Consider the following 26,883-nt stretch of genomic DNA (forward strand, 5'->3'; position numbering starts at 1 on the left):
ATGATCATCGCCATTCACCTATTATTAAATCAATATCAGGCAAATGCTTGGCATCATGCCCATTGTGAAGGCTTAATTGATTGGCCCCCTGCCCCTTGGCGGATTCTCAGGGCGATTGTCGCTGGTTCTTATAACGTCCATTTGCCGAAGAAACATCAAGCGACTCTAAAAGGCTTACTGCATAAAATGGCGCAAGTGGAACCAGAATACTATCTCCCCCAAGCCACTTATATCCAGCATCGATCACCGCGACCACAGATGAAATCGGGGAAACCGCCTGAAATTAAACCAGGGAAAACCCTTTATGCTGCGGGGTTACTCCTCGATGAGGAAGACTCAACGCTTTTTATTCGATATCCCTTTGAACTCAGTGAAACGGAAGATTTAGTCTTACGCTTAATTTTCAATGGTCTGACTTATTTAGGGCGCAAAGAAGCTGCTGCCCAGTGGGAAATTGTGGAAGAAATGCCTGAAAGTAATGCCATTCCCAACCCAGAAGGAACAAAAATTGTGGCGATTCCCGATTCTAATTTAGATGCAGAACAACTTTGGGAAACGCTTAACTCATCGGCTGCGGATGTCTTTGCTAAAAATAAGCAAGCGGTATTTCCAGGAGTGGGACAAACTGCCTACCAATTAAAAGATCCTAATTCAGAACAGTTGTCAAGGAACAAGGATGAAGCGTCTAATGCTGCTGTCCAGATTGTGACCTTGAGCGCGATCGCGCCACACCCGATTCCCCTCAAATACGCCCACGAAATCTGTTACAACTTACACCGTTCTCTCGTTAAACGCTGTCCTAGCCCGATTTTTACAGGCCAGGAAATGGGAGAACCTCGCCGAAATCATAGCCATACATTTATTCAACCGATTCCTGACTCTAAACAGCGTTATATCAAAAGACTACAGTTAATTGCTACTGAAGGATATTCCTCTGATGCCCTCGCCAGCATTTCTGCTATTTTATTTGTCAAAGCAGGAGAACAATGGGTTAACTTACAACTCAGTGATTTCTCTAAAAACCTTGGCGAGTCTCATCAACAATGGAAAACCATTACGCCGATGTTTCTGACTCGCTTCCCGAAAACCTTGCGGGGAAAACCTCGTTATTTATCGGGAACAGACTATCAAAAAGACGGGGCTGAACATCAAGCCTTGAAATATTTACTCTTTCTCGATCATTTAGGCTTATCAGTGAAACCCACGTTTCAAGCAACCTCCGAAGGATTGGGGATGTATTTAGATGGGGAATTAGTTGTAGAAGCTCAATGTCAGCCTTGGGACAGATTTTGGCAATGGCAGTCTGCTCATTCTCATGGTAAGAAAGTGGGGCGAGTGGGATACAATGTGAAACTAACTTTTTCTCAAGCGGTTACATCTCCCATTGGTCTGGGTTATGCCTGTCATTATGGGTTAGGAACGTTGCTCCCGATTTAGGGAAAATTTGCGCGAAAGGGGTGCTGTGTAATGCGGAGTGAGTACGGATTGGTTAAAACCCTATTTCTGTAAAGGGCTTGAGCTTTTCTGTTTTTCAACCCATCGCGCACCAGTCAGGGCAAGGGTTTCAGCTAATTTGGCAAATTTAATTTTGAGAATCGGCTAAAATGATTAAGGATTCGCGCAACTGGACTTTGAAAACTAAATATGACAAGGGGTTCAGATGCAAGCTGTTTAAATCCCCGATTTTCAGGGGACTAAATTGAAACTTTTGATTCAGGCCCCGAGCCAAATCCCGATCCCGTTTAAATCCCCGATTTTCAGGGGACTAAATTGAAACTCTAACTAAAAATAATCATAACACATTCTTTTAAAAGTTTAAATCCCCGATTTTCAGGGGACTAAATTGAAACAAGCAATTTTATATTGCTCAGGAGTGCTAGGCAAGTTTAAATCCCCGATTTTCAGGGGACTAAATTGAAACAGGGAAATATACCAGATGGTAGCAGTAAGGTAGCAGTTTAAATCCCCGATTTTCAGGGGACTAAATTGAAACCTAAGATGACCGCAGTGGCGCAATAACAACTTCTGTTTAAATCCCCGATTTTCAGGGGACTAAATTGAAACCTTTTCAGTCTTGCGATCCTCGTAGTCATCAAATGTTTAAATCCCCGATTTTCAGGGGACTAAATTGAAACATTAAAAGAGGGGTTAAAAGTTGTTGGATTCAATGTTTAAATCCCCGATTTTCAGGGGACTAAATTGAAACACGGACTGAATATTACAAAACCATCGGGGCAAAGGTTTAAATCCCCGATTTTCAGGGGACTAAATTGAAACTTTTTCTGTGGTCAGAATAGCCTAAGTATTCTGGTTTAAATCCCCGATTTTCAGGGGACTAAATTGAAACGAAAGAAGAGCGCAACGACAACAGCAGTGACACCGCAACGGTTTAAATCCCCGATTTTCAGGGGACTAAATTGAAACTATTTTGTGGTTTCAGGATGAATCCTACCTAAAATCGTTTAAATCCCCGATTTTCAGGGGACTAAATTGAAACTTGCTCAAGTTTTGGCATCATTGTGTAGTCAAATACTGTTTAAATCCCCGATTTTCAGGGGACTAAATTGAAACAGGGAATTTTGTAATATCTTCTATGCCAAGATTTTCGTTGATAGTTTAAATCCCCGATTTTCAGGGGACTAAATTGAAACTAACATCTGCAATGGTTTCTTCTAGGAGTTCCCACTGTTTAAATCCCCGATTTTCAGGGGACTAAATTGAAACCCATCGCTTTGACTTTCATTCTACTAATGAAAAGGGAGGTTTAAATCCCCGATTTTCAGGGGACTAAATTGAAACCTGGTCGCAGTAATGAATATCCTCATTGGCTCTTAGAGTTTAAATCCCCGATTTTCAGGGGACTAAATTGAAACTTATTAATAGGTAAATAAGGTGGATCGAGATATAGTTTAAATCCCCGATTTTCAGGGGACTAAATTGAAACAAAAATAAGCCAGAACAACCGCTCCATGACACAGTTCGTTTAAATCCCCGATTTTCAGGGGACTAAATTGAAACTTTTCATAAACGAAAACCAAAGTACAAGAAATGCTGTTTAAATCCCCGATTTTCAGGGGACTAAATTGAAACGAGAAAAGCTGCGGATGGATTTTAGGCGGAGCTTGCCCAAGTTTAAATCCCCGATTTTCAGGGGACTAAATTGAAACCCGATATAAGATTTACTGGCTTTAGTTGCTCCTGTTCTGTTTAAATCCCCGATTTTCAGGGGACTAAATTGAAACATCGACTCTCTGACTAGCGTTAATCTTCGCAGCACCTTCAGTTTAAATCCCCGATTTTCAGGGGACTAAATTGAAACTCCTTCCTAAAATGAGATATCTGTTAATCCTTTGTGTTTAAATCCCCGATTTTCAGGGGACTAAATTGAAACTGAGTATTCGGGCAACGCTCGAATATCATCCAGTGTTTAAATCCCCGATTTTCAGGGGACTAAATTGAAACTTTGAATAAAGTGTAAACTCTGTAAACTTAGGCGGTTTAAATCCCCGATTTTCAGGGGACTAAATTGAAACTTTTTGGTTGTGACAATTCTGAAGGGGGGTCAAGTGTTTAAATCCCCGATTTTCAGGGGACTAAATTGAAACGTTGTTTAGCGATATCTTCGCCTGATTGCTCCCAAGTTTAAATCCCCGATTTTCAGGGGACTAAATTGAAACGTCAACGCTTTACCAACTCGTTTGGCAGTTGACCAAAGTTTAAATCCCCGATTTTCAGGGGACTAAATTGAAACCCGCTAGTTGTCCCCTCGGCTATGGTTGCGGTGTTTAAATCCCCGATTTTCAGGGGACTAAATTGAAACGGTAAGTGTAATTGGGTCTTTATCATCATCTTCGTTTAAATCCCCGATTTTCAGGGGACTAAATTGAAACCTTATCATGAAGAAGAACATCTACACTAATTTAATGTGTTTAAATCCCCGATTTTCAGGGGACTAAATTGAAACTGGCATTTTCAATTTTCTGCTCTAGTGAATCCAGATCTGGTTTAAATCCCCGATTTTCAGGGGACTAAATTGAAACCATTTCCAGCATTGGCTCTCCCCCGATGGTAATTGCGTTTAAATCCCCGATTTTCAGGGGACTAAATTGAAACGCTGGGCTGACATTCCCCCGGAAAACAACCCAGAGTTTAAATCCCCGATTTTCAGGGGACTAAATTGAAACTATTAATTGCTTACGGTAGTCCTGATTACGGACTAAGCACAGTTTAAATCCCCGATTTTCAGGGGACTAAATTGAAACTTCTACAATTAGATAATTAGCAAGTTGCTACCAGTGACTACCGTTTAAATCCCCGATTTTCAGGGGACTAAATTGAAACTTACAGCAACTCGTAGAGGCGTACTGTGAAGGAGATAGTTTAAATCCCCGATTTTCAGGGGACTAAATTGAAACTTCCCCACCCTGAATATAAGCAGAATAAAAATACGGGTTTAAATCCCCGATTTTCAGGGGACTAAATTGAAACATTAATCCCAGATACAGACGGCATTTTAACCTCCCAGTTTAAATCCCCGATTTTCAGGGGACTAAATTGAAACAAAACTACTCGCTGAGGAGTACCGTCGCTTAACAGTTTAAATCCCCGATTTTCAGGGGACTAAATTGAAACAGAGTATGGGGACCAGAAATAGCAAATACTTCAATGGTTTAAATCCCCGATTTTCAGGGGACTAAATTGAAACGTTAGGGTCGAAGGGATGCTCCCTAAACTCAAAAGCAGTTTAAATCCCCGATTTTCAGGGGACTAAATTGAAATAACGCTACTCAGCAACAAGTCCTTACTCTTATGAGTTTAAATCCCCGATTTTCAGGGGACTAAATTGAAATTATTACCCCAGTTATTGCGCTCTAAAGGAACAGGTGTTTAAATCCCCGATTTTCAGGGGACTAAATTGAAATCCTTTTTTTTGCCTCAGCTTCTAGTCGATCTTCCAGTTTAAATCCCCGATTTTCAGGGGACTAAATTGAAATCAAAAGTTAAATTATTGTTGTTGTGCGGGCTTTAAACGTTTAAATCCCCGATTTTCAGGGGACTAAATTGAAACACAGTGTTTACAGGTGGGCTTGTTGATGCCGATGTTTAAATCCCCGATTTTCAGGGGACTAAATTGAAACATAATTGTGATTACTATCCTTTTTATATGGCTATTGTTTAAATCCCCGATTTTCAGGGGACTACGTTGAAACTCAATTTAGTCCTACAAATAATGAGGATTAAAACAAGTGTTTAAATCCCCGATCCTCAGGGGACTAAATTAAAACAAACTGAGAGCAAATGCAGAAAGTTACAGCAGATCCCCCCTTCGCCCCTCTTAGTAAGGGGGGATGAGGGGATCGTTGTGTAGCACTAGTTGATCGAGAGGGTATAAATTAGGAGATGATTTTCTCGCAGTTGTTTACGTAAAACGAGGCAATGTAATTAGGATTATTAGTGCTAGGAGAGCCAAAAAATATGAGCGTAGAGCATACCAATCAAAATACTCGGATTTTAGCTAAGGACGTTTGGAAAGTAGAAGGTGAGACTGATTGGGAAAAAGTTAGAGCAATGACCGATGAAGACATCAACGCTGCTATTGCTGATGACCCTGACACGATTGATACCGATGAGACTTTCTGGGAAGATGCTGTGGCTAGTCCTCCCTTGACGTTTCTTGATCAGGAGGAGCAGTCTTGAAGAGTCAGTTGCTAATTGGGCAAACAAAGATTCGTTAGCGGATGCGTATTCTAAGCTACGGGCTTTTATGATTAAGCTGTTAAGCATTTAAATTGGCTTGTGGATATGAGGCAACAGGCAATAGGCAATAGGCAATAATGGGAGTGATCAGCTTTTCCAGCTAATTGCAAGAATACCCCATTTAAGTGCGTCTTAGCTTAGCAAAACTTGTGCTGAAAATTAACCTTCAGATTTTGAGTAATTCTTAGTGAGCTAGGTTGTAAAATTCTTTGTGTCTTTGTGGTTGAATGCGTAATAATGAAACGACTCCAAATTTGTGCTTATTTATGCAGTCTCAGTTTCAGTGTTCTGGGAATCGTGACCCCAAGTGTTGCTCTCCCCCCACCCGAGGATACCCCAGAAGAAGTCTTACGAACTAAAATTATACTGGAAGCGCGATCGCGCATTGATGGTCAGCCCTTAACCCCTGCTGAGTATGCTCAACTCCAAGCCGACTTAGCCGAATCTCCCTATCCCCCTGAGTTAAGTCCCGAAGTCCAACAACTTATCTTTCTCTTACAAATTCGTCAAATGCTGCGAATCTTGACCCCACTCTAGGTAAAGTGAAGGGAACTTGCCATCGACCCGCAGTTACGGATTACTGAATCAATATGTCCCAAAATTTGACCCCAGAACAAGTCCAACAAATTGTCTCTCATCAACATCCCAACCCCTTTCAAGTTCTTGGGGCGCATTTGATCGAAACCGACGACCAGCAGCAAAAATGGGCAATTCGCGCTTATGTTCCCCATGCAGAAGCCGTGTGGGTGCGTTTACCCGCAGCGAGAGAAGAACACCCGATGCAAACTCAGCATCACCCTCAATTTTTTGAGTGCATCCTTGATTTAGATGGAAAACCTCTGATTAATTATCAACTCCGCATCCAAGAAAAAGAACGGGAACGGGTGATTTATGATCCTTATGCGTTTCCGTCCCCTCTTCTGACTGAATATGACCGCTATCTCTTTTCAGAAGGCAATCATCACCGCATTTACGAAAAACTGGGAGCGCATCCCACAACCGTTAAGGGAGTCACAGGGGTTTATTTTGCTACATGGGCTCCAAACGCGCAAAGCATTGCTATTGTTGGCGATTTTAACGACTGGGAAAAAGGACAACATCCCATGCAAAAAGGAGAAAATGGGATTTGGGAACTGTTTATTCCTGGTGTAGAAGTGGGACAATGCTATAAATATATTATTACGGGGAAAAACGGAGAAATTGAAGATAAATCCGATCCTTATGGCTTTCAGCAAGAAGTACGCCCCCATACCGCTTCCATTGTCACTGATTTAGATACTTATACATGGGGAGATAGTGCTTGGTTAGAAAAACGCCGTCATCGTGATCCCTTACAGTCTCCCATTTCGGTTTATGAAGTCCATTTAGGATCTTGGTTACAAGGGTCAGTGCATGATCCACCGCGCAGTTTACAAGGGAACGTTTCTCCCGTAACCATGTCGGCGGAAAATCAAGAAGCAAGGTTTCTGACTTATTACGAACTTGCGGAAACGCTCATTCCCTATGTGAAAGAATTAGGTTATACCCATATTGAACTGCTTCCGCTGGCTGAACATCCCTTTGATGGATCTTGGGGTTATCAAGTCACCGCTTATTATGCTTGCACCTCTCGCTATGGCCCCCCTCAAGACTTAATGTATTTTGTCGATCAATGTCATCAAAACGGCATTGGGGTCATTCTCGATTGGGTACCTGGACACTTTTCTAAAGATATCCACGGCTTAGCCCTATTCGATGGCACGCATCTTTATGAACATCCTGATCCGCGACGAGGAGAACATAAAGAGTGGGGAACCTATGTTTTCAATTATGCCCGTCCTGAAGTTAAAAATTTTCTAGTCGCCAATGCTCTCTTCTGGCTCGATAAATATCATCTGGATGGCTTACGGGTGGATGCAGTTGCATCAATGCTCTATCTTGATTATCAACGACAAGAGGGAGAATGGTTACCCAATGAGTTTGGGGGAAGAGAAAACCTAGATGCGGTCGCATTTCTCCGCCAAACCAATTATTTACTCTTTAGTTACTTCCCTGGGGTTGTCTCCATTGCGGAAGAGTCCACCGCTTGGCCAATGGTGTCTTGGCCCACTTATACGGGCGGTTTAGGCTTTAACCTGAAATGGAATATGGGCTGGATGCACGATATGCTCGATTATTTCAGTATGGATCCCTGGTTCCGCCAGTTTCATCAAAATAATTTAACGTTTAGTATGTGGTATCACCACAGCGAGAATTATATGCTGGCGTTATCTCATGATGAGGTGGTACATGGGAAAAGCCATATTTTAGGGAAAATGCCAGGGGATGAATGGCAAAAGTTTGCGAATGTGCGCTGTTTATTTGCCTTTATGTTTACCCACCCTGGAAAGAAAACTTTATTTGCTTCCATGGAGTTTGGACAATGGAATGAGTGGGATGAAACCACCCCGTTAGATTGGTGGCTGTTAGAGTATCCTTTACATTCTCGTCTTAAACAATATGTGGGAGACTTAAATAATCTTTATCGCCAACAACCTGCGTTATACGAACAAGATTTTATGGATGAGGGTTTTAGTTGGATTGACTGTAATGATCATCGCCATAGCGTGATCTCCTTTATTCGTCGCGCCCAAGATCCGTCCGACTTTTTGCTGGTTGTTTGCAATTTTACCCCCCAACCCCACAGTCACTACCGAGTGGGTGTTCCCACCGCAGGCTTCTATCAAGAAATTTTTAATTCTGATAGTCGCGAGTATGGGGGGAGTAATATGGGAAACTTGGGGGGGAAATGGACAGAAGAATGGACGTTTCATGAACAGCCCTATTCCCTCGATTTATGCTTACCGCCTTTAGCGGTGACTATATTTAAGTTAGATGCGGAGAAAACGAGGGAAACTGACTCGTCTCGTTAGGCTTTTGGTTTAATGCCTTTGCGCTGGAGACACTGTTGAAACTGTTGTTCGTCTTCACTGACCTTGTAGTCTTCTGTATTTTCTTTCAGGCGAAAGACTCGTTCGAGATAATCATTTCCAAACTTCGCGATCGCGCTTTGTAAGTCTGCTTTACCATAGTCTTCAGGCAAGCATTCCACAACGGCGGTTAAGTCTCTTCCTTCCGAATCTACATATTTCTCTGCATCCGCTTGTGCGGGATGACTGGTCACGGTTTGGACGAGGGCAAAACCAAGGACAACAGCAACTAAGAGACCGCGTTTGAGTTGTTTCCAGAGGGGATGAGTGAACATAGTAATTAAGATTTGTAACGCTTCCCTTGCTATTGCAACAAAAATAAACTAATCCTTCCTCTCTCATGAGGAATGTTTCTGTATATTAGTCATTAGTCATTTGGTAACTGATCACTGCTAAAGTGTAGGACGCATCCGCCGACCCGTGACATATTCTTGGGTTGCGGACTGACTCGGACGTTGGAAAATAATTTCTGTGCGGTCATATTCCACCAAACGTCCCGATTTTTGTTCTTCCCCATCGAGATCAAAAAAGGCAACGCGATCGCAGACCAGTGAGGCTTGTTTAAGGTTGTGAGTGACAATAATTAGGGTGTAGTCTTTTTGCAGTTCCCGAATCAACTCTTCCACTCGTGCTGTGGAAATGGGATCTAAAGCCGAACAGGGTTCATCCATTAAAATCACTTCTGGTTGCAGCGCGATCGCGCGAGCAATGCAAAGTCTTTGTTGTTGTCCGCCAGAAAGAGTCAGAGCATTTTTTTTCAAGCGATCTTTCACTTCATCCCATAACCCCACCTGACGCAGAGAATACTCCACTAACTCATCCTTATCCCCCTGATAGCCATTAACCCTTAACCCAACGGCAATATTATTATAAATTGACTTCGGAAAGGGATTTGGACGCTGAAACACCATCCCAACTTGTTGTCGTAAGGTTACAGGATTCACGTCTTCATCATGAATATTCCTACCATTTAAGGTAATTAAACCCGTCACTTTTGCCCCTTTGACCAAATCATTTAAGCGATTAAAACTCCGTAAAAGGGTACTTTTACCGCAGCCAGAGGGGCCAATTAAACCAACAACATTATGTCGAGGAATTTCTAAATTAATATTATGTAAAGTGCATTGCCCACTGTAATAAACAGAGACATTACTAGCTTGTAAAACAATATCCTGTGGTTTACGTACTGATGAAGATTGCATGATTATCACCGATTTAATGATTATAGTGTTTCTTAGTGTGTCGAGAACAGTGACCAGTTACCAAAGAACGAAGAACAAAGAACAAAGAACAAAAATTAAGAATGTACCTCATGAGAATGAAAACTCCTACAACTTATGTAAATTCTCGACGAGAAAATTCTCTTAAAAAGAAAGCCCCAATATTTAATGATAAAACCAAGATAATTAAAACAATTGTTGCAGCAGCAGCATTATTCTGGACTTCTGTATCCACTTCTTGTAGCCAATAAAAAATTTGTACGGGCAATGCGGTATATTGACTTTGTAGGTCGGGTAAAAAACGCACAGAAGCAGCAGCCCCAACAGCAATTAAAGCTGCAGTTTCTCCGACGGCTCGGGAGAGAGCAAGTAAAATTCCTGTTAATAAGCCTGGGAGTGCAGCAGGAACCACTAAATGACGGAGCATTTGTCCTTTAGTCATCCCTACGGCTGATCCTCCTTGGCGGATACTTTCTGGAATATCCCGCAGTGCAGAGCGACTAGCAATAATGACCGTCGGTAAAACAATCACGGTTAACGTTAGAGCAGCAGCAAGAATTGTTCCTCCGCCAGTAATTGGTTTGAGATAGCGCACAAATAACTCCAAGCCCAACAAACCATAAATAATGGAAGGAACAGCAGCTAAATTGGCAATATTAATTTCAATGAAACGACTCAGCCAATTATCCGAGTAATATTCCTCCAAATAAATAGCAGCCCCCACCCCAATGGGAATGACAAAAATAGCAGTGAGAACCAACAACCAAATCGTTCCCATCAAGGGGGCTAAAATTCCCGATTCATCTGCTTTACGAGAAGCAAAACTAGTGATAAATTGCCAGTCAATTCGGGGTAACCCCCGTTGTGCTAAGTCAAAAAATAGCACCAAGAGAACGACAATGCCAGTAAAAGCAGCCACAAGAGCTAAGATCCGAAAGGCTTCTTCTCGCCATAACCGATAGGGTTGCGAAGCCATTTGTTCCTGTGGATTTTTGGTTCGTTCCTCTAAGGTTTTTGTAAAGGCGCTCTCTTCGGCTTCGCTTCGGGTTGAGGTTTCCCCCTCTGAAGACTCAGCTTTAGGAGTTAAAATCCCAGAAATTTCTTTTTGACTGCGACGAGTTAACCAATTCCCGAAACTATTGAGAGCAAGGGTAATAATAAATAGAACGGTTCCCACTGTAAAGATAGTTTGGAACGCAGTCGAGCCAAAGTTCACTGTTCCTAAGCTCATTTGAATAATGAACGCTGTCATGGTTGCGACGGGAACAAAGGGATTCAGCGTTAAGTTTGGATTTTGACCCGCAGCAATGGCAACAATCATGGTTTCTCCCAACGCCTGAGAAATCGCAAGGGTGATTGAGGCAATAATGCCTGGAAACGCAGCAGGAATTAAAATTTTGATCACCATCTCGCTTTTCGTAAAGCCCAAGGCATAAGCCCCATCCCGAATCGTTTTCGGAACATTTCTCAGTGCATCTTCACTCAACGAAGAAATTGTGGGGGTAATCAAAATCCCAACGATAATACCAGCACTGAGAGAGTTAAATGCTGAGAGTTCGGGAAAAAAGTTTCTGAGGAAGGGAGTGAAAAATAAGAGCGCGAAATAACCAAAGACAACTGTGGGAATACCACTGAGGGCTTCTAAGGCTGGTTTGAGAAAACGTCTAATACTCGGTGTGGCATATTCCGCTAAATAGACAGCCCCAAGGACACCAATGGGAATCGCAGTGAGTGCAGCAATCACACTGACCATAAAGGTGGCACTGGCTAATACCAAAATCCCATATTGAGCATTAGAAGCAAACATGGGAGTCCATTGGGTATCGGTTAAAAATTGCCAAAGGGGAACATCTTGAAAAAATAAAAAGGTTTCCAACAGGAGAATAATACTGATCGCAAGGGTGATCACAACTGGAATTGAACCAAGAACAGCCAGTGCTCTTTGTGACCACTGTTCGATGGTAAAGGTTCTTGCGAGATTGCGTTGCCAAGAAGACCCTTGGGATTGAATGTCGGCTTGATTACTACTCATCCTAAGTTGGGGGCTGGTTTACAGTTCTTTGAGCCAGAAAGGTTCGCTACGAATCACATTTGCGCTTGAGCATAATTCCCATGTCACAATACCCTTTCAGTTTAAATATAAGATTACAGATCAGTTAAGTTTTGGTAAATTTTTATTCTTCAACCCTCAAAAGAAATTTGAGACACTTTTTGTTAGTGATCTCTTGTGCAGAGAAGTAATTTTCTTCATGACTGCTTAATGTTTGACACAATGTCGTATAAAATTAACAATGTTGATTTGAAGCGACGTTACTTAAACTTAAGTTAGAAATAATGAAAAAATTTGGTTTAATCCTTTCGACATTCCTGTTCGCGATCGCAACCTTTGTCTTCAACGTTAACCCAGCCCAAGCTGAAACCTATCAAGTCAAAATGGGTGCAGACACTGGACAGTTAAAATATGTTCCTGAAAAGCTCAGTGTCAAGCCTGGTGATAGTGTTGAATTTGTAATGAATAAACTTGCTCCCCATAATGTTGTCTTTGATCCCAGTAATGTTCCCAGTGGTGCAAAGTCTTTAGCAAGTTCTTTAAGTGCGAACAAACTTTTATTTTCTCCTGGACAAAGCTACACTGTAACTTTTCCTGCAGACGCGCCTAAAGGGGAATATGGTTACTACTGTCAACCCCACCGTGGTGCGGGGATGAACGGAAAAATCATCGTTGAATAAAACCTCAAGGCGCAACAGTCCCTAATTTTAGCGAGATCAGTGAATTAGGGACTGATGGCGTGAATACACGAGTCAACACTGAGCAATCATCTCCAATTAAGGCAGTTATTTAAAAAATTGTTAAGCTAAAATGCAAGGTTGATCGCCTTTGAAGTGAGCCGATCAATTGCAATCATCACTGGTTCAAGTTTTAGCGTCCTCAACATATAGGTAATTTCAAACAATGAAACCAATTCAAACTGTACTCACGCTTTTTTTAGCAGTAACCCTCCTTTTAGGTGGCTGTGCTGGTTCGAGTGAAGCGAAAAGCCCTGACGCTCAAACTGCTCCCACTGAAGAAACCGCACCAAGCGAACAAACGACAGAACCTGTAGAAGAAGAAACCCCTGCTACAGAGGAAACAGCGCAAATGGAAGAAACCGCCGAGCCTGAAGAAATGGCTGCTGCGGAAACAGAAAGCACGGAAATCGCTGCTGATGTCGAGGAAGACGCAAGTGCGACAGGTGGCAAAACTTATCAGGTGAAAATGGGATCTGATACGGGACAACTGCAATATGTTCCCTCAAAACTGACCATTCATCCTGGTGATACTGTCGAGTTTGTCATGAACAAACTTGCTCCCCATAATGTTGTTTTTGATAGTAATGGTGTTCCTAGTGGCGCGAAAGCACTGGCGAGTTCTCTCAGCAAAAACAAACTCTTATCGGGTGCTGGGGAATCTCACACGGTTACCTTCCCTGAAGATGCTCCAAAAGGAGAATACAAATATTACTGTCAGCCTCACCGTGGCGCAGGAATGAACGGAACAATCATTGTTGAATAATAGCCATTAAGCAGCAGACGTTCCAGTAACGTCTCTGCTGGGTCATTTGTTCTTTGTTCACACTCTCCCCCTGTCTCCCTCTCACCCCAACTCCTCTTCTCCCACACTCTGTTATAACCCCAATGCGGGTAGGTAATGACTAAAAAACTGCGGTTGCAGCCCGATGTAATAAGCTGTGTCGTTGTGCAAGAACTTCTAAATCCTCACTATACCCCCCGCCAATGACACAAGCAGTGGGATAGTCTTGAGCCAAACAAGTGCTTAAAACCAGACGATCGCGCCGATAAAGTCCACGATCACTTAAGGCGAGTTTTCCCAACCGATCATCCACATGAGGATCAACTCCCGCATCATAAAACACTAAGTCGGGTTGGACAGCAGCCAAGACTTCGGGTAAGTGTTTTGCCAAAATCTGCAAATAACCCTCATCATCTAAGCCTTTGGGTAACGGAAGATCTAAATCGCTTTGTTGCTTCCGTCCTGGAAAGTTATCGCCACAGTGCATGGAAAAGGTAAACACACGAGGATCATCTTGAAAAACAAACGCTGTCCCATCCCCTTGATGAACATCGAGATCCACAATTAAAACTTTTTTCACTAACCCCAAAGCCAACATGACGGCTGGCGCAACCGCAAGGTCATTAAAAATGCAAAAGCCTGCGCCATAATCGGGAAAGGCATGATGAGTTCCCCCTGCGGTATTACAGGCGATTCCCTGTTCGAGGGCGAGTTTTGCCGTTAAAATTGTCCCGCCAACCGCTAAACAAGTGCGTCGGACTAATTCTGGACTCCATGGCAGTCCGATCCGTCGTTGCGCTTTGGGATCGAGTGTACCATCGCAATAAGCATCGACATAATCTGGGGTATGAATTAATTCTAACCACTCTCGCGGGGGTAATTCTGGCTGATGGACTTGTTGAGGCTGAATCACTCCATCGGCTATTAAAATTTCCTGTAAGAGGCTAAATTTTGCCATGGGGAAACGATGTCCTTTGGGTAAAGGGGTAACATAATCAGGATGATAAATAATCGGTAAGGGCATGAATGATTCGTTATTGGTGATTTGATCCGAATGCAACGATTCATCGTTCCATCATAATCTTTAAATAAAGGTCAATATGTTTTCTCGAATGATTGCCCAATGTCGTAAAGAATTAGCGCAATTTAAGCGCGATCGCGTGACGGTCGCCTTGGCTTTTCTTCTCCCTTTAGGAATGATGCTGATTTATGGCTTTGCGATTCGTTTAGAAGCCCAGAATCTTCCTCTTAGTATCCATGATTATGATAATAGTCCCTTGTCTCGCAGTTATGTAGAACGCTTGTTTGCAACCAATCAATTTGTTCCGATTCGGCACAATGGTGATGCTCCCCATGATAGTCTAGATTCAGACCGCGCGATCGCGTCCGTGGTCATTCCTCCCGATTTTTCTCGCCAAATTAAAGCGAATAAAACTGTAGATGTGCAAGTTTTAGTGGATGGGAGTGATGTCAACAATGCCCGGATTGCTGAAAATAGTATTCGCGCTACGACTAACTTTTTTATTCAAACCCAACAGTCCTCTCCACCTGCGATTAATGCGGAAATTCGCCTCTGGTTTAATCCAGGAGGGAAAGAATCGTTATATATTGTTCCAGGATCGTTTGCGGTGGTTTTATGGGTGTTTCCTTCTATGTTAAGCGCGATCGCGGTGGTAAGAGAAAAAGAACAAGGGACAATTTTGCAAGTGTATGCGTCTGATTTAAAAGCATGGGAATGGCTATTCGGAAAAGTATTAGCCTATGTTTTAATCGCAACTGGTGAAGCAATTTTGGTGATGGGAATCGCTGCTTTATTATTTGGAATTCGATTGGCAACTGAACCGACTCCCTTAATCATCGGGACTCTTTTCTATTTAATCGCAAGTGTTTCTTTTGGGGTTTTTGTCGGAACGCGCTCCAATCATCAAAACTCAGCCGTACAAGGAACAGCAATTGCAGGTTTTCTTTCCGCTTTTTTATTATCTGGATTTATTTACCGCGTTGAAAACTTTCCCCTTCTTCTTTCTTTAATTTCTCATATTATTCCGGCTCGTTATTATCTTTTAATCACACGGGATGCCTTGGTTCGCGGAACTGGCTGGATTGGAGTTTGGTACGCACCCTTAATGATTGGCGCGATCGCGCTTTTACTCTTATTGGGTTCAACCAAAATTATGTCAAGAATGCAATTAAAAGATTGAATCTCATGAACTTAATCCGTCGTTTTTTTGCAACCCGTTTTTGGTCATTGGTTAAAAAGGAATTTCAACAAATATTGACCAATAAACAAATTATATTTTTACTTCTTTTTCCGCCAACAATCCAACTTTTACTTTTAGGATTTGCCTTAAATCCCAATGTCACAGAACTGAGTTTAGGGGTTGTCGATTATTCCCAAACGCAAGAAAGTCGAGAGTTAGTCTCTGCTTTAACTGAAAATAAGACTTTTAAGGTTAGTTTGAATACTATCCAAGAAAAGAAACTAGTAGAACAAGTCCGCACGGGAAGCCTAACAACAGGCGTAATTATTCCGCCAGATTTCCGAGAAAAAATCATTGAAAATAAAACAACCGAGATTCAAATTTTAATTGATGCTGTTGATGCAAACACAGGACAAATCGCTAGAGGATATATCCAACAAATTATTAGAAATTATAATCATCAAATTGACGTTTCTTCTCCCTCACCGTTAATTAATACAGAAATTAGATTTTTATATAATCCAGGTTTGATTAGTAGTTGGTTCTTTGTGCCTGGGGTGATGGGGTTAGTGTTAACCTTGACGGGCTCTTTGGTTTCTTCTGTGACAGTAATTCGAGAGAAAGATGTGGGAACATTAGAACAATTATTGATGACTCCAGCCTCAGCGTGGGAAATTTTATTTGCCAAGATTACACCTTTGTTTTTTCTGTTAATGGGAGATGTTTTCTTGGCTTCGATGATTGGTTGGGTTGTGTTTAGTCTGCCGTTTCGCGGAAACTATTTCTTATTTCTCCTCTTTTCTGCAATGTATATTTTTGTGGTAATTGGGTTAGGAATGTTGCTCGCTACCTTATCAAAAACACAACAACAAGTGGTTTTGATTTCCTTCTTTTTCAATGTTCCTTTAATTCAGCTTTCGGGTGCAGTTGCGCCCATTGAAAGTATGCCCCCATTTTTTCAATTTCTTTCTTTTGCTGACCCGATGCGTCATTATATCGCGATCGCGCGTCATTTAATCCTCAAAGAAGCAAGCATCACGCCTCTGCTTCCGAATGTGATTGCATTAGTTTTCTTTGCCACTCTCTTACTGGGAATTAGTATTAACCGCTTTCGTCGTCAGTTAACTTGATATTCTATTATCATAAAAAACAAGCCAGTTTTTGTGATTCGTTATTTGTTATTTGTTCTTTGTTGGTTGTTAATCAATAACCACGAACTATGAACCATGAACCATGAACGTCCACCGGCTTGCTTTGTACCCCAACAGACTAAGAAACGCGATATGACAGTCACTCGCTATCTCCACACTGCAATCCTTGTTTCTGATTTAGAAAAAGCAGAATTGTTCTATTCAGATCTCTTAAAATTACCAAAAGCGGAACGGTCTTTGAAGTTTCCAGGCGTTTGGTATCAAATCGGAGATTATCAAATTCATCTCATTGAAGATAAAAACTGGAAACCCTTAGAACCGAACCCTGAAAAGTGGGGAAGATGTCCTCATTTAGCTTTAGCAGTGGATGATTTAGATTCGATTAAAACCGATCTCACCGCAAAAGGATATCCCTTTCAAGAAAGTTCTTCTGGTCGCGCTGCATTGTTTACAAAAGATCCAGACGGAAATATTATTGAACTGAGTCAAGCATGAAAGTTGTTGCTTATTGCTATCGTGATCCGCTTTTGGATACCCCAGAGGAAAGCGATGATTGGGGAAGACCTGTGGATCGGGTGTATCATGACCTCGGGGGAAGACAGGAATGGGAACAACTGTTGGAAGAGTGTCAGGAGAATCCTCCAGAAACAATTTTAATTAAACGTTGGGGCGATTTAGGGGAAAGTTTAGAAGAAGTCAGAAGCGCGATCGCGCAATTAGAAACCCTTGGGGCTGATATCATTACCTTAGAAGAGGAAGATTCTCATCATCAGCAGTTATTCCACTTTGTTGAAGCGTTACATCAGGAACAACGCAGTCGCAAACTCCGCCAAGGACACGCCAAAAGCCGTCTCAACGCCCATCCGCCACCAGGGAAAGCCCCCTATGGGTATCGTCGCGGGAAAGAACGTTATATCATCGACCGCAGCACTTCACCCGTGGTTAAAGACTTTTTTGAACACTTTTTATTATATGGTTCTCTGCGCGGTGCGGTTCGTTATTTAGAACGTCGGTATGGAAAAAAAATTTCTGTCGCCACAGGTCGTCGTTGGTTAACCAATCCTGTGTATCGTGGGGATTTAGGCTATAAAAATGGTGAAGTCATCCCCAATACTCATGTTCCCATTCTGACACGAGATGAAGCAGCGCAAATTGATCGCCTGTTACGTCGCAATCGTAAACTTCCCCCTCGTACCGCCAGTACACCACGTTCCCTCGCTGGGTTAGTGGTTTGTCAAACTTGTCAATGTCCCTTACGAATCACTCAAGTGACCACACACCGCAAAAAACGCGAGTATCTCTATCTACGACCGCAAAAGTGTCCCCATTCCCCCCAGTGTAAAGCCATTCCTTACGAACAAGTATTAGACCGTACCATTGAACGGGTGTGTGCGGATTTACCGCAAGCGGTTTCCCAAATGGAGTCTCAGGGGTTAACCCAAGAGAAACCCGCCTTAGAGGAGAAAATTCAGGAGTTACAAGACATTCTCACGCAGATTTCCCAACTCGAAACCCACGGCGTATTGGATGCAGAAACGGCGAAACTGCGTCGCTATAAACTGCGGGTGGAAATTGGACAGTATCAGGAAAAAATAGCGCAATGTCCCCCAGAAAATCTCAGCGCGATCGCGCAAGCGGTTTCTCTTCCTCAATTCTGGCGTGATTTATCCGAATCAGAACGACGATTTTATTTCCGAGAGTTTATTCAACAAATTGAAATTCATTACGAAGCGCGATCGCAATGGGATCTCAATCTTGTATTCTTCATTTAGTTAGTCATCAGTCATTTGTCATTCGTCATTGGAAATCGGAAAATTCTAACTCTCTACTCCCAACTTCCCTTATTTGGTCACTGGTCACTGGTAACTGCTCACTGATCATTCCTTGATATCATAGAAAGCAAATTAGAAACGCTTGTTTTAAGCTAGAGATTAAACTATGGGAATGGATACAAAAGCCTTTAAACGCTCCCTTCACCAATCGGATAAATATCACCGTCGGGGATTTGGTCATGAGGAAGAAGTTACAGAATTACTCAACTCTGAATATCAAAGCCCTTTAATTCAAGAAATAAGAGAGAATAACTATCGCTTACAGAAAGGAAATGTTACGATTCGTTTAGCGGAAGCCTTTGGCTTTTGTTGGGGGGTAGAACGGGCGGTCGCGATCGCGTATGAAACCCGTCAACACTTCCCCAATGAACGAATTTGGATTACGAACGAAATTATCCACAATCCTTCTGTTAATCAACATTTACGAGATATGAATGTTGGCTTTATTCCCGTGAACGAAGGAGAAAAAGATTTCTCTGTTGTGGATAAAGGAGACGTTGTTATTCTACCTGCATTTGGTGCAAGTGTGAATGAAATGCAGTTACTGAATGATTTAGGCTGCACCATTGTTGATACCACTTGTCCTTGGGTTTCTAAAGTTTGGAACTCGGTAGAAAAGCATAAAAAACGCAGTTATACGTCTATCATTCACGGGAAATATCACCACGAAGAAACCGTTGCAACCAGTTCTTTTGCTGAGAAATATTTAGTGGTTCTCAACTTAGAAGAAGCGCAATATGTTGCGGACTATATTCTACGGGGTGGCGACAAAGAAGAATTTATGAAAAAGTTTGATCAAGCCTCTTCTCCTGGTTTTGATCCTGATGTGGATTTAGAAAAAGTGGGAATTGCCAATCAAACCACCATGCTGAAAAGCGAAACCGAACAAATTGGCAAATTATTCGAGCGTACCATGTTAGAAAAATATGGTCCCACCGAATTTAACAACCATTTTATGAGTTTTAATACCATTTGCGATGCCACGCAAGAACGACAAGACGCAATGTTTGATTTAGTCAAAGAAGACTTGTCAGTATTAGTGGTTATTGGTGGATTTAATTCGTCTAATACCACGCATTTACAAGAAATCGGAATTGAACATGGGATTCCCTCTTATCATATTGATGCTGGAAACCGCATTTTAGAGGGCAATAAAATTGAACATAAACCCCTCGGTAAAGATTTAGAAATTGCTGAAAATTGGCTTCCTGAAGGAGAAATCACAGTTGGCATCACTTCGGGTGCATCCACCCCTGACCAAGCAGTTGAGGAAGTGATTCAGAAAATTTTAGAAGCAAAAAGTGCAGCATTAGTGAGTTAACTTAGCCTCAGGATTCAGCAACATTTCACCCTTACCTGAAAGTTCTTGAATACAGCTTCAAGTCTTTTGGGTAACGATTTTTAATTTTCAATTTGACAGTAGGGTGGGTATTGCCCACCTACCATCATTTTGGTAATGCGCCGTTATGAGGAACTTACTCAAACTTGACCATAGCTTTTAAAAGCCTGATAGAGTCTGATGTCCACTTCCTGCTTCCTTTCCATTGGATCTTTCCTAGCAACGTCGGCGTTATCTAGTCCACAGGCTAACACGATGTAACTCACCGCTAAAAATGACTTATTCTTTAACTGTCTTGGTTATCGATCAGTTAAACTTAGCCACCCCACGATTATAGTATTTAATTTGACCAACTAAGTTAAGAAATGGTTAACTTTTAACTTTCTGTTAAAAGCCCTCTGGAATCGAATCAATGATAAAGTGCTAAAGATGAAACGATAAAAATCTGATGTGGAGATAGTTATGGCAGATCAAGACCTATCTAAAATTATGAAACAGGAAGTTGGAAAAGCAGCAGCCGATCGCGTTCAATCCAATTCCATTGTAGGGTTAGGCACCGGTTCCACGACCGCTTATGCCATTCAGTATATCGGAGAACGGTTACAAAAAGGAGAACTCACCAATATTCAAGGGATTCCTACCTCGTTTCAGGCGGAAGTATTATCCAAACAATATGGGATTCCTTTAACCACCTTAGATGCAGTGGATCATATTGATATTGCGATTGATGGGGCGGATGAAGTTGATCCCAATAAGAATTTGATTAAAGGCGGTGGCGCAGCCCATACCCGAGAGAAAGTCGTGGATTCCCTAGCGGATCAGTTTATTGTGGTGGTGGATAGTGGGAAGTTAGTGGAGAAACTGGGTTCTACCTTCCTCTTACCAGTAGAAGTGATTCCCATGGCGATTACGCCCGTGATGAGAAAATTAGCCCAGTTGGGAGGCAAGCCCGAGTTACGGATGGGCGTGAAAAAAGCAGGTCCCGTTGTTACGGATCAAGGAAATTTAGTTATTGATATCAAATTTGATGACATTCCGAATCCGAGGGAGTTAGAAAGAGAAATTAATAATATCCCTGGCGTCTTAGAAAATGGGCTATTTGTCGGTGTTGCGGATGTGGTTTTAGTGGGTGAAGTCAAAGGCGATCAAGCCAGTGTTCGCGAATTTTAACCTATTTTTCTAGATCGGGAACAGAGAAGGAAAAAGGGAGGTTCTCCCTCCCCTAAACCTTTCTCCAATGACAAGATTTAAAGATCGAGTTCAGCAAGCATCATCCCTTCTTCTTCATCTTTTTCTAAGTTAAATCCCATCCGTTCGCAAATCTTTTGCATGGGACGGTTTTCAGGGAGAATGTAGGCAACCATCCGTTCCAGTTGTTCTTCTTTGGCAATGTTGACTAATTGACGTAGAAATTCTGTCCCTAAGCCTTGGCGTTGATAGGAGTCACTAATCAGCATTCCAAATTCAACGGTGCGAGTACCTTTAATTTGACTGAATCGTCCCACACCAAGAATTTCATGATTGCCCTGTTCATCTTCATGATCGGCAACCAGCGCCATTTCCCGATCATAATCAATAAAACAGATGCGAGTGAGGCGGGTATGAGTTACCCGATGGGCTTGGCTAATGAGATGAGCATACCGTAAATAAACACTTTCTTCGGATAAAGTCCCGTGAAACGCACGGACTAACGGTTCATCTTCAGGACGAATCGGGCGGATGGTAACTGGGATTTTGTTGTTCAGTTCCCATTGCGTGATATATTGCGTGGGATAAGGACGAACAGCAAGTTGAGGGCGAACAGTCGTTTCACCACTATGTAAAACCACTCGCGCATCAAGAGCAATACTGCCTCCATCTTCTGCGGTTCGGGCTAAGAGGGGATTAATATCAATTTCTTTAATCTCTGGTTGTTCCACCACCAGTTGACTAAATTGCACTAAAAGCTGTTCGAGGGCTTCTAAGTCAATATTCGAGCGACCTCTGACCCCTTGTAGGGCGCTATAAATGCGGGTTTGTTCCATCATCCGTCGGGCAAGAGTGGTATTGAGAGGAGGCAGCCCAAGGGCGCGATCCTTAAACACTTCCACCAATGATCCCCCTGTGCCAAAGAGTAAGACCGAACCGAACTGGGGATCAAGGCTACTACCTAAAATCAGTTCATAACCATCGAGTTTCACCATCGGTTGCACGGTTACCCCTTGGAAATGTTCACCGGGGACGGCCCCCTGAATGCTGTTATAAGCCGATGTCACTGCGTCTGCATCTTTGAGGTTGAGTTTAACGCCCCCAACATCTGTTTTATGGGTGATGGTTTCAGAAGAGAGTTTTAACACCACAGGATAACCCATCGCTTCGGCTTGGGCGACGGCTTCTTCTGCGCTGGTGGCAAGACGGGTTTCCACCGTGGGAATATGATATGCAGCCAGGAGTTGTTTTGATTCGTATTCGGTGAGCAGGCTGCGTCCTGTGGCTTTAACGTGACTGAGGATCTGTCGGACTTGTGCGCGATCGGGTTCTGTGCCTTCACCGAGAAGGGGGGTTTCATAAATTCCCTCTAAGTTGTAGCTATAACGCCACATCAGGTTAAACACTTGCGCTGCGGTGTCAGGATAAGGAAGCGTGAAGATATTGGCTTCGTTAAGAATTTTTTCTCCCGCTTCGACACTGTTTCCCCCCATCCAACTGGCCAGAAGGGGTTTGCCTTTGAGATTAGAAAACTCACAGAGCGTTTCCGCAATTTTGGTGGGGTTGGTCATCGCTTGCGGGGTGAGAATCACCAGTAAGCCATCGCTGTTGGGATCTTGAGCAACAATTTCGATCGCGCTTTTATAGCGTTCAGGATCGGCATCTCCTAAAATATCAATGGGATTGCCATGACTCCAGTGGGTGGGCAAACATTCATTCAACCGCGCGATGGTATCTGGGGCGAGTTGGGCTAACTTTCCACCATTACGAATCAAAGCATCCGTGGCTAAAACCCCTGGACCCCCCGCATTGGTTAAAATAGTTAAACGATCGCCGCGAGGACGAGGTTGTTTCGCCAGAATTTCTGACAGATTAAACAAATCATCAATCGTATCGACTCGTAAGACCCCACAACGGCGGAAGGCAGTATCTAAAACATCATCACTCCCAGCTAGAGCCCCAGTATGAGACGCAGCAGCCTTGGCAGCAGCAGAAGTGCGTCCAGATTTAATGACAATGATCGGTTTGGTGAGGGCAACTTCTCGCGCTGCGGACAAAAACGATCGCGCATCGCCAATGGACTCCATATAAATGACAATACTGTCAGTATGAGGATCATCTCCCAGATAATCAATCAAGTCTCCCCAATTGACATCTAACATTGAACCAATGGAGACAAAGGCACTAAAGCCGACATTTTCCCGAAAACTCCAATCTAAAATTGAAGTACATAACGCCCCACTTTGGCTAATAAAGCCGACATTACCAGGGAGAGCCATGGCACTGCCAAAGGTGGCATTCAGACCATGATGGGGGTTCATCACGCCCAAACAATTCGGTCCAATAATCCGTAAGTGATGGGCTTGGGCTTCTGCTTTAATTTCTTGTTCTAAAGCAATGCCTTCTTCCCCAATTTCCTTAAAACCAGCGGAGATAATAATTGCTCCTTTAACGCCCTTGCGGGTGCAATCTTTAACAACACGAGACACAGTGGGGGCGGGAGTTGCAATCAGGGCAAGATCAACCGCATCAGGAATACTTTCTAAATTGGGATAGGCTTTAATTCCTAAAACACTATCTCGTTTGGGATTCACCGGATAAACGGTACCGCCAAAAGGATTACTAATTAAATTCCAGAGTAGCGTGCGTCCCACACTTCCCTGTTTTTCACTAGCACCAATGACAGCAACCGTTTGTGGGTTAAAAATTGCATCTAAAGGTTGACGCATCCCCAAGAAATCATGGGCAGGATCATGGGTTCGATTTTGGGCTTGAATCATAGCTTTCAACGTTTCATCTGACGTTACCTCCACTGTAATCTGCAAGCCCCTGTGCTAAACGGAAAAAACGCTTAAGATATTCAGGCTTAACGTCCCATTCCCACGTAATGAAAACCAATCTCTTGTAAGCCTTCTCGATCTAAGAAATTACGTCCATCAATGATCACTGGTGTATTCATTAATCCTGCCATTTTTTCATAATCAAGGGATAAGAATTGTTGCCAATCCGTTACTAAAACTAACGCATCGCAATGATCAGCAAGGCGTTCTGCGTCTGTCTCAACGATTACATTTGATAAACCATCGCGAATTCCAGACTGAGAAACAATCGGATCATAAGCCTTCACTTTCGCCCCCAAACGGGTTAATTCGGCAATAATATTTAAGGCTGGTGCGTCCCGCATATCGTCGGTATTGGGCTTAAAAGTGAGTCCAAGTAAACCAATCACTTTTCCCTTCAGGATTTTGAGTTCTTTTTGCAGTTTTTCCACCACTAAAAGACGTTGGCGTTTGTTAACACTAACCGCAGATTTTAAGAGTTCAGCTTCATAGTTATAATCATCCGCCGTGTGGATTAAGGCGGAAACATCTTTCGGAAAACAAGATCCGCCCCAACCAATTCCCGCTTGTAAGAACTTGTGTCCAATGCGAGAATCTAGACCAATGCCTTTGGCAACTTGTGTCACATCCGCCCCAACGCGATCGCAGATGTTCGCCACTTCATTGACAAAACTAATCTTGGTAGCGAGGAAAGCATTTGCTGCATATTTAATCATCTCCGCAGAACTGAGATCTGTAACGACCACATCCACGGGCGAAAGAGATTGATCTTCAGCAAAATCTCGTTTCACAATCGGCTGATATAACTCCTGCATCAGTTTCAGGGCTTTATCACTATTTCCCCCCAAAACAATGCGATCTGGGTTAAACGTATCATAAACCGCAGAGCCTTCTCGTAAAAACTCGGGATTACTCACCACATCAAACTCTGCTTCTCGCGCCGACTTCAGATCGCCATTGCTTCCCAACTCTTGCAGACGTTCACTGACTCCATCAAGAACAATCATCCGCACCCAGTCACCCGAACCAATGGGAACTGTGGATTTATTGACAATGACTTTGTAATTCCCATCCAGATGAAACCCAATTCCTTTCGCCACTGCTTCCACATAGCGCGTATCACTTTCACCATTAGGGAGGGCTGGTGTTCCCACAGCAATAAAGAGAATTTCACCATGTTGAACCCCTTTTCCTAAATCTGTAGTGAACTCTAAGCGACCTGCTTCAGTAGAAGCCTGCATTAGTTCGGACAGTTGCGGTTCATAAATTGGCGGTTGTCCGCCTTGCATTAATTTGACTTTTTCCGCGTTGTTATCAACACAAATCACATCATGACCTGCATAAGATAAACAAACGCCTGTCACTAAGCCAACATATCCCGTTCCAATCACACAAACACGCATAAGTAAAAACCCTTATTTTAGTTTTAGATTACCCTAATTCTTCCAATTTGATGCCAGTCGTTCGGTTATTTCTGAGTAACAGAATGGAAAGAATACCGATCGCGAAAATCCTCAATCAAGAATTCTAACCCAGTTTGAAGCGGAACACGCGGTTCCCAGCCTAAAATTTCTTTGGCTTTGGTAATGTCAGGTTGGCGCTTTCTTGGATCATCTTCTGGTAAGGGTTTATACGCAATTTCGAGTTCAGGATTAATCATATTCTGAATCATCTGCGCCAATTCGAGAATCGTATATTCTCCAGGGTTTCCTAAATTCACCGGTCCAATATAATCGCCATTCATCAAGCGAATCAACCCATCCACGAGATCAGAAACATAGCAGAAACTCCGAGTTTGCGATCCATCGCCATAAACGGTAATCGGTTCATTCCGCAAAGATTGCGCGACAAAATTACTCACCACCCGACCATCATTTTCTAACATCCGAGGTCCATAGGTGTTAAAAATGCGGGCGACGCGAATATCAACACCATTATCACGGTGATAGTCAAACGCAAGGGTTTCCGCAATACGCTTTCCTTCATCGTAGCAATTCCCACACAGAGCCACTTTCCCGTTCCGACGAACAAAAATCACATGGTTGGTAACATTCACACAATAAACATTTCCAGAATAGGGAATTTTTTCAGGAGGCGTGAGTGCTGCTTCAATGGGATTACGAATGTTAACACAGTAGAGATCGCGATTATACTTAGCATGAGAAGAGATATTAGCAGCAAAACCACACCTTAACGCTAATTCTTGAACATCATCTGCAAGTTGTTTCGATTTAGTGTAATAGCAGTAAGCATCTCCCCGTGGTGAACCATCTCCTAGCAATAACGCATCAAGAAGAATACGAGACTGACGAGGAGATAAGCGGAGATATTCCCGAGGAATATATTTATCTCCTGATTTGCCAAGGGGTGACAAAATATTTGCCAACTGTTGAGAACAAATTCGGAATTGGTGATGATCGGATTGGAAGAATTTAAAGCCCATTTTTTGCAAACATTGAGCTATTCTTTCTCGTTTTTCAGGATTTTCTTGGGCGATCAGGATATTGTAATCAGCAACATTATAATTGCGACCATTAACCACTCTCTCCCGCCGGCGAACATGAACACATCCTTCTGAAATATAATATCCGAGAAATTCTAACCAAGTATCCATTGCAACTTGGGGAACATTGATCTTCGCGTTACGTGGGGGAGATTCTAGAGTAAACCATTCTTGTTCTTCACCACTAAAAGTTCCACCCGTTAAGACTTTCCAAGCGTTCCAATGTCTAGATTCATCGGCTTGCAGAAATCTTAATTTTCCTGTTTTACTGCGAACATACATTTTATGATTGGGCGTAACACAGAAATCATATTTCCCATTGGCAAACCGCAA

At 42.7% G+C, this 26,883-nt stretch carries 18 protein-coding genes, 2 pseudogenes and 1 CRISPR repeat array; of the genes and pseudogenes, 12 read left to right on the forward strand and 8 right to left on the reverse strand.

Annotation, left to right across the window (positions count from 1 at the left end; genetic code table 11):
* The 4 genes from csb2 (at nucleotide 1) to glgB (ending at nucleotide 8,648) form a co-directional block, all read left to right on the forward strand.
* Nucleotides 1-1,437 (forward strand): type I-U CRISPR-associated protein Csb2, encoded by a 1,437-nt coding sequence (gene csb2, locus PCC7418_RS09450; protein WP_015225949.1) that lies wholly within the window; start codon nucleotides 1-3, stop codon nucleotides 1,435-1,437.
* 232 nt (nucleotides 1,438-1,669) lie between these two features.
* A CRISPR array of direct repeats spans nucleotides 1,670-5,285; the repeat unit is 37 nt; unit sequence GTTTAAATCCCCGATTTTCAGGGGACTAAATTGAAAC.
* Between the two features lie 190 nt (nucleotides 5,286-5,475).
* A complete protein-coding gene (locus tag PCC7418_RS09455) occupies nucleotides 5,476-5,697 on the forward strand; it encodes a hypothetical protein (protein ID WP_015225950.1) in 222 nt (73 codons plus the stop codon).
* A gap of 297 nt (nucleotides 5,698-5,994) precedes the next feature.
* Nucleotides 5,995-6,294: a hypothetical protein gene (locus PCC7418_RS09460; protein ID WP_015225951.1), complete on the forward strand. Its 300-nt coding sequence runs from the start codon at nucleotides 5,995-5,997 to the stop codon at nucleotides 6,292-6,294.
* Nucleotides 6,295-6,347: 53 nt separating this feature from the next.
* On the forward strand, nucleotides 6,348-8,648 hold the full coding sequence (glgB, locus tag PCC7418_RS09465) for a 1,4-alpha-glucan branching protein GlgB (RefSeq protein WP_015225952.1): 2,301 nt from the start codon (nucleotides 6,348-6,350) through the stop codon (nucleotides 8,646-8,648).
* On the opposite strand, the gene PCC7418_RS09470 is transcribed toward glgB, so the two are convergent.
* The 3 genes from PCC7418_RS09470 to pstC form a co-directional block, all read right to left on the reverse strand.
* Complete coding sequence (locus PCC7418_RS09470) at nucleotides 8,645-8,980, reverse strand: hypothetical protein (RefSeq protein ID WP_015225953.1); 336 nt, start codon at nucleotides 8,978-8,980, stop codon at nucleotides 8,645-8,647. The genes glgB and PCC7418_RS09470 overlap by 4 nt on opposite strands.
* A 117-nt stretch (nucleotides 8,981-9,097) precedes the next feature.
* Nucleotides 9,098-9,907: a phosphate ABC transporter ATP-binding protein PstB gene (gene pstB / locus PCC7418_RS09475; protein WP_015225954.1), complete on the reverse strand. Its 810-nt coding sequence runs from the start codon at nucleotides 9,905-9,907 to the stop codon at nucleotides 9,098-9,100.
* Between the two features lie 133 nt (nucleotides 9,908-10,040).
* Entirely contained in the window at nucleotides 10,041-11,957 is a 1,917-nt protein-coding gene (pstC, locus tag PCC7418_RS09480; protein ID WP_015225955.1) for a phosphate ABC transporter permease subunit PstC, read from the reverse strand.
* Nucleotides 11,958-12,259: 302 nt separating this feature from the next.
* On the opposite strand from pstC, the gene petE (PCC7418_RS09485) reads away from it, so the two are divergent.
* Together petE (PCC7418_RS09485) and petE (PCC7418_RS20920) are read left to right on the forward strand one after the other, a co-directional pair.
* Nucleotides 12,260-12,655 carry a plastocyanin gene (petE, locus tag PCC7418_RS09485; protein WP_015225956.1) on the forward strand — a complete coding sequence of 132 codons (396 nt, stop codon included), beginning with the start codon at nucleotides 12,260-12,262 and terminating at the stop codon, nucleotides 12,653-12,655.
* A gap of 223 nt (nucleotides 12,656-12,878) precedes the next feature.
* Nucleotides 12,879-13,478, forward strand: a complete 600-nt coding sequence (gene petE, locus PCC7418_RS20920; RefSeq protein ID WP_015225957.1) for a plastocyanin — start codon at nucleotides 12,879-12,881, stop codon at nucleotides 13,476-13,478.
* A 139-nt stretch (nucleotides 13,479-13,617) separates the two neighbouring features.
* Here the strand turns inward: petE (PCC7418_RS20920) and PCC7418_RS09495 are convergent, their stop codons facing one another.
* On the reverse strand, nucleotides 13,618-14,520 hold the full coding sequence (locus PCC7418_RS09495; protein ID WP_015225958.1) for a histone deacetylase: 903 nt from the start codon (nucleotides 14,518-14,520) through the stop codon (nucleotides 13,618-13,620).
* 76 nt (nucleotides 14,521-14,596) lie between these two features.
* Between PCC7418_RS09495 and PCC7418_RS09500 the strand changes: the two genes are divergently transcribed.
* The 6 genes from PCC7418_RS09500 to rpiA all read left to right on the forward strand — a co-directional run bounded on the left by PCC7418_RS09500 (nucleotide 14,597) and on the right by rpiA (nucleotide 21,189).
* Nucleotides 14,597-15,697 carry an ABC transporter permease gene (locus tag PCC7418_RS09500; protein WP_015225959.1) on the forward strand — a complete coding sequence of 367 codons (1,101 nt, stop codon included), beginning with the start codon at nucleotides 14,597-14,599 and terminating at the stop codon, nucleotides 15,695-15,697.
* Nucleotides 15,698-15,702: 5 nt separating this feature from the next.
* Nucleotides 15,703-16,827 carry an ABC transporter permease gene (locus PCC7418_RS09505; protein ID WP_015225960.1) on the forward strand — a complete coding sequence of 375 codons (1,125 nt, stop codon included), beginning with the start codon at nucleotides 15,703-15,705 and terminating at the stop codon, nucleotides 16,825-16,827.
* A gap of 153 nt (nucleotides 16,828-16,980) precedes the next feature.
* Nucleotides 16,981-17,343: a VOC family protein gene (locus PCC7418_RS09510; protein ID WP_041596224.1), complete on the forward strand. Its 363-nt coding sequence runs from the start codon at nucleotides 16,981-16,983 to the stop codon at nucleotides 17,341-17,343.
* Nucleotides 17,340-18,620, forward strand: coding sequence for a recombinase family protein (locus PCC7418_RS09515; RefSeq protein WP_015225962.1), 1,281 nt, complete (start codon nucleotides 17,340-17,342; stop codon nucleotides 18,618-18,620). Before PCC7418_RS09510 ends, PCC7418_RS09515 begins: the two co-directional genes overlap by 4 nt.
* A 172-nt stretch (nucleotides 18,621-18,792) precedes the next feature.
* Entirely contained in the window at nucleotides 18,793-20,001 is a 1,209-nt protein-coding gene (locus tag PCC7418_RS09520) for a 4-hydroxy-3-methylbut-2-enyl diphosphate reductase (protein WP_171814900.1), read from the forward strand.
* Between the two features lie 480 nt (nucleotides 20,002-20,481).
* Nucleotides 20,482-21,189 carry a ribose-5-phosphate isomerase RpiA gene (gene rpiA / locus PCC7418_RS09525; protein WP_015225964.1) on the forward strand — a complete coding sequence of 236 codons (708 nt, stop codon included), beginning with the start codon at nucleotides 20,482-20,484 and terminating at the stop codon, nucleotides 21,187-21,189.
* A gap of 77 nt (nucleotides 21,190-21,266) precedes the next feature.
* Here the strand turns inward: rpiA and PCC7418_RS09530 are convergent, their stop codons facing one another.
* The 4 genes and pseudogenes from PCC7418_RS09530 to PCC7418_RS21255 all read right to left on the reverse strand — a co-directional run.
* Nucleotides 21,267-23,987, reverse strand: coding sequence for a bifunctional acetate--CoA ligase family protein/GNAT family N-acetyltransferase (locus PCC7418_RS09530; RefSeq protein WP_015225965.1), 2,721 nt, complete (start codon nucleotides 23,985-23,987; stop codon nucleotides 21,267-21,269).
* Between the two features lie 86 nt (nucleotides 23,988-24,073).
* A complete protein-coding gene (locus PCC7418_RS09535) occupies nucleotides 24,074-25,450 on the reverse strand; it encodes a UDP-glucose/GDP-mannose dehydrogenase family protein (RefSeq protein ID WP_015225966.1) in 1,377 nt (458 codons plus the stop codon).
* A gap of 65 nt (nucleotides 25,451-25,515) precedes the next feature.
* A pseudogene (locus PCC7418_RS20750) lies at nucleotides 25,516-26,139 on the reverse strand (GDP-mannose 4,6-dehydratase); the annotation flags it as partial.
* Between the two features lie 39 nt (nucleotides 26,140-26,178).
* A pseudogene (locus PCC7418_RS21255) lies at nucleotides 26,179-26,832 on the reverse strand (LAGLIDADG family homing endonuclease); the annotation flags it as partial.
* Nucleotides 26,833-26,883: the final 51 nt, after the last annotated feature.

Source organism: Halothece sp. PCC 7418 (assembly GCF_000317635.1).
Classification (GTDB): domain Bacteria; phylum Cyanobacteriota; class Cyanobacteriia; order Cyanobacteriales; family Rubidibacteraceae; genus Halothece.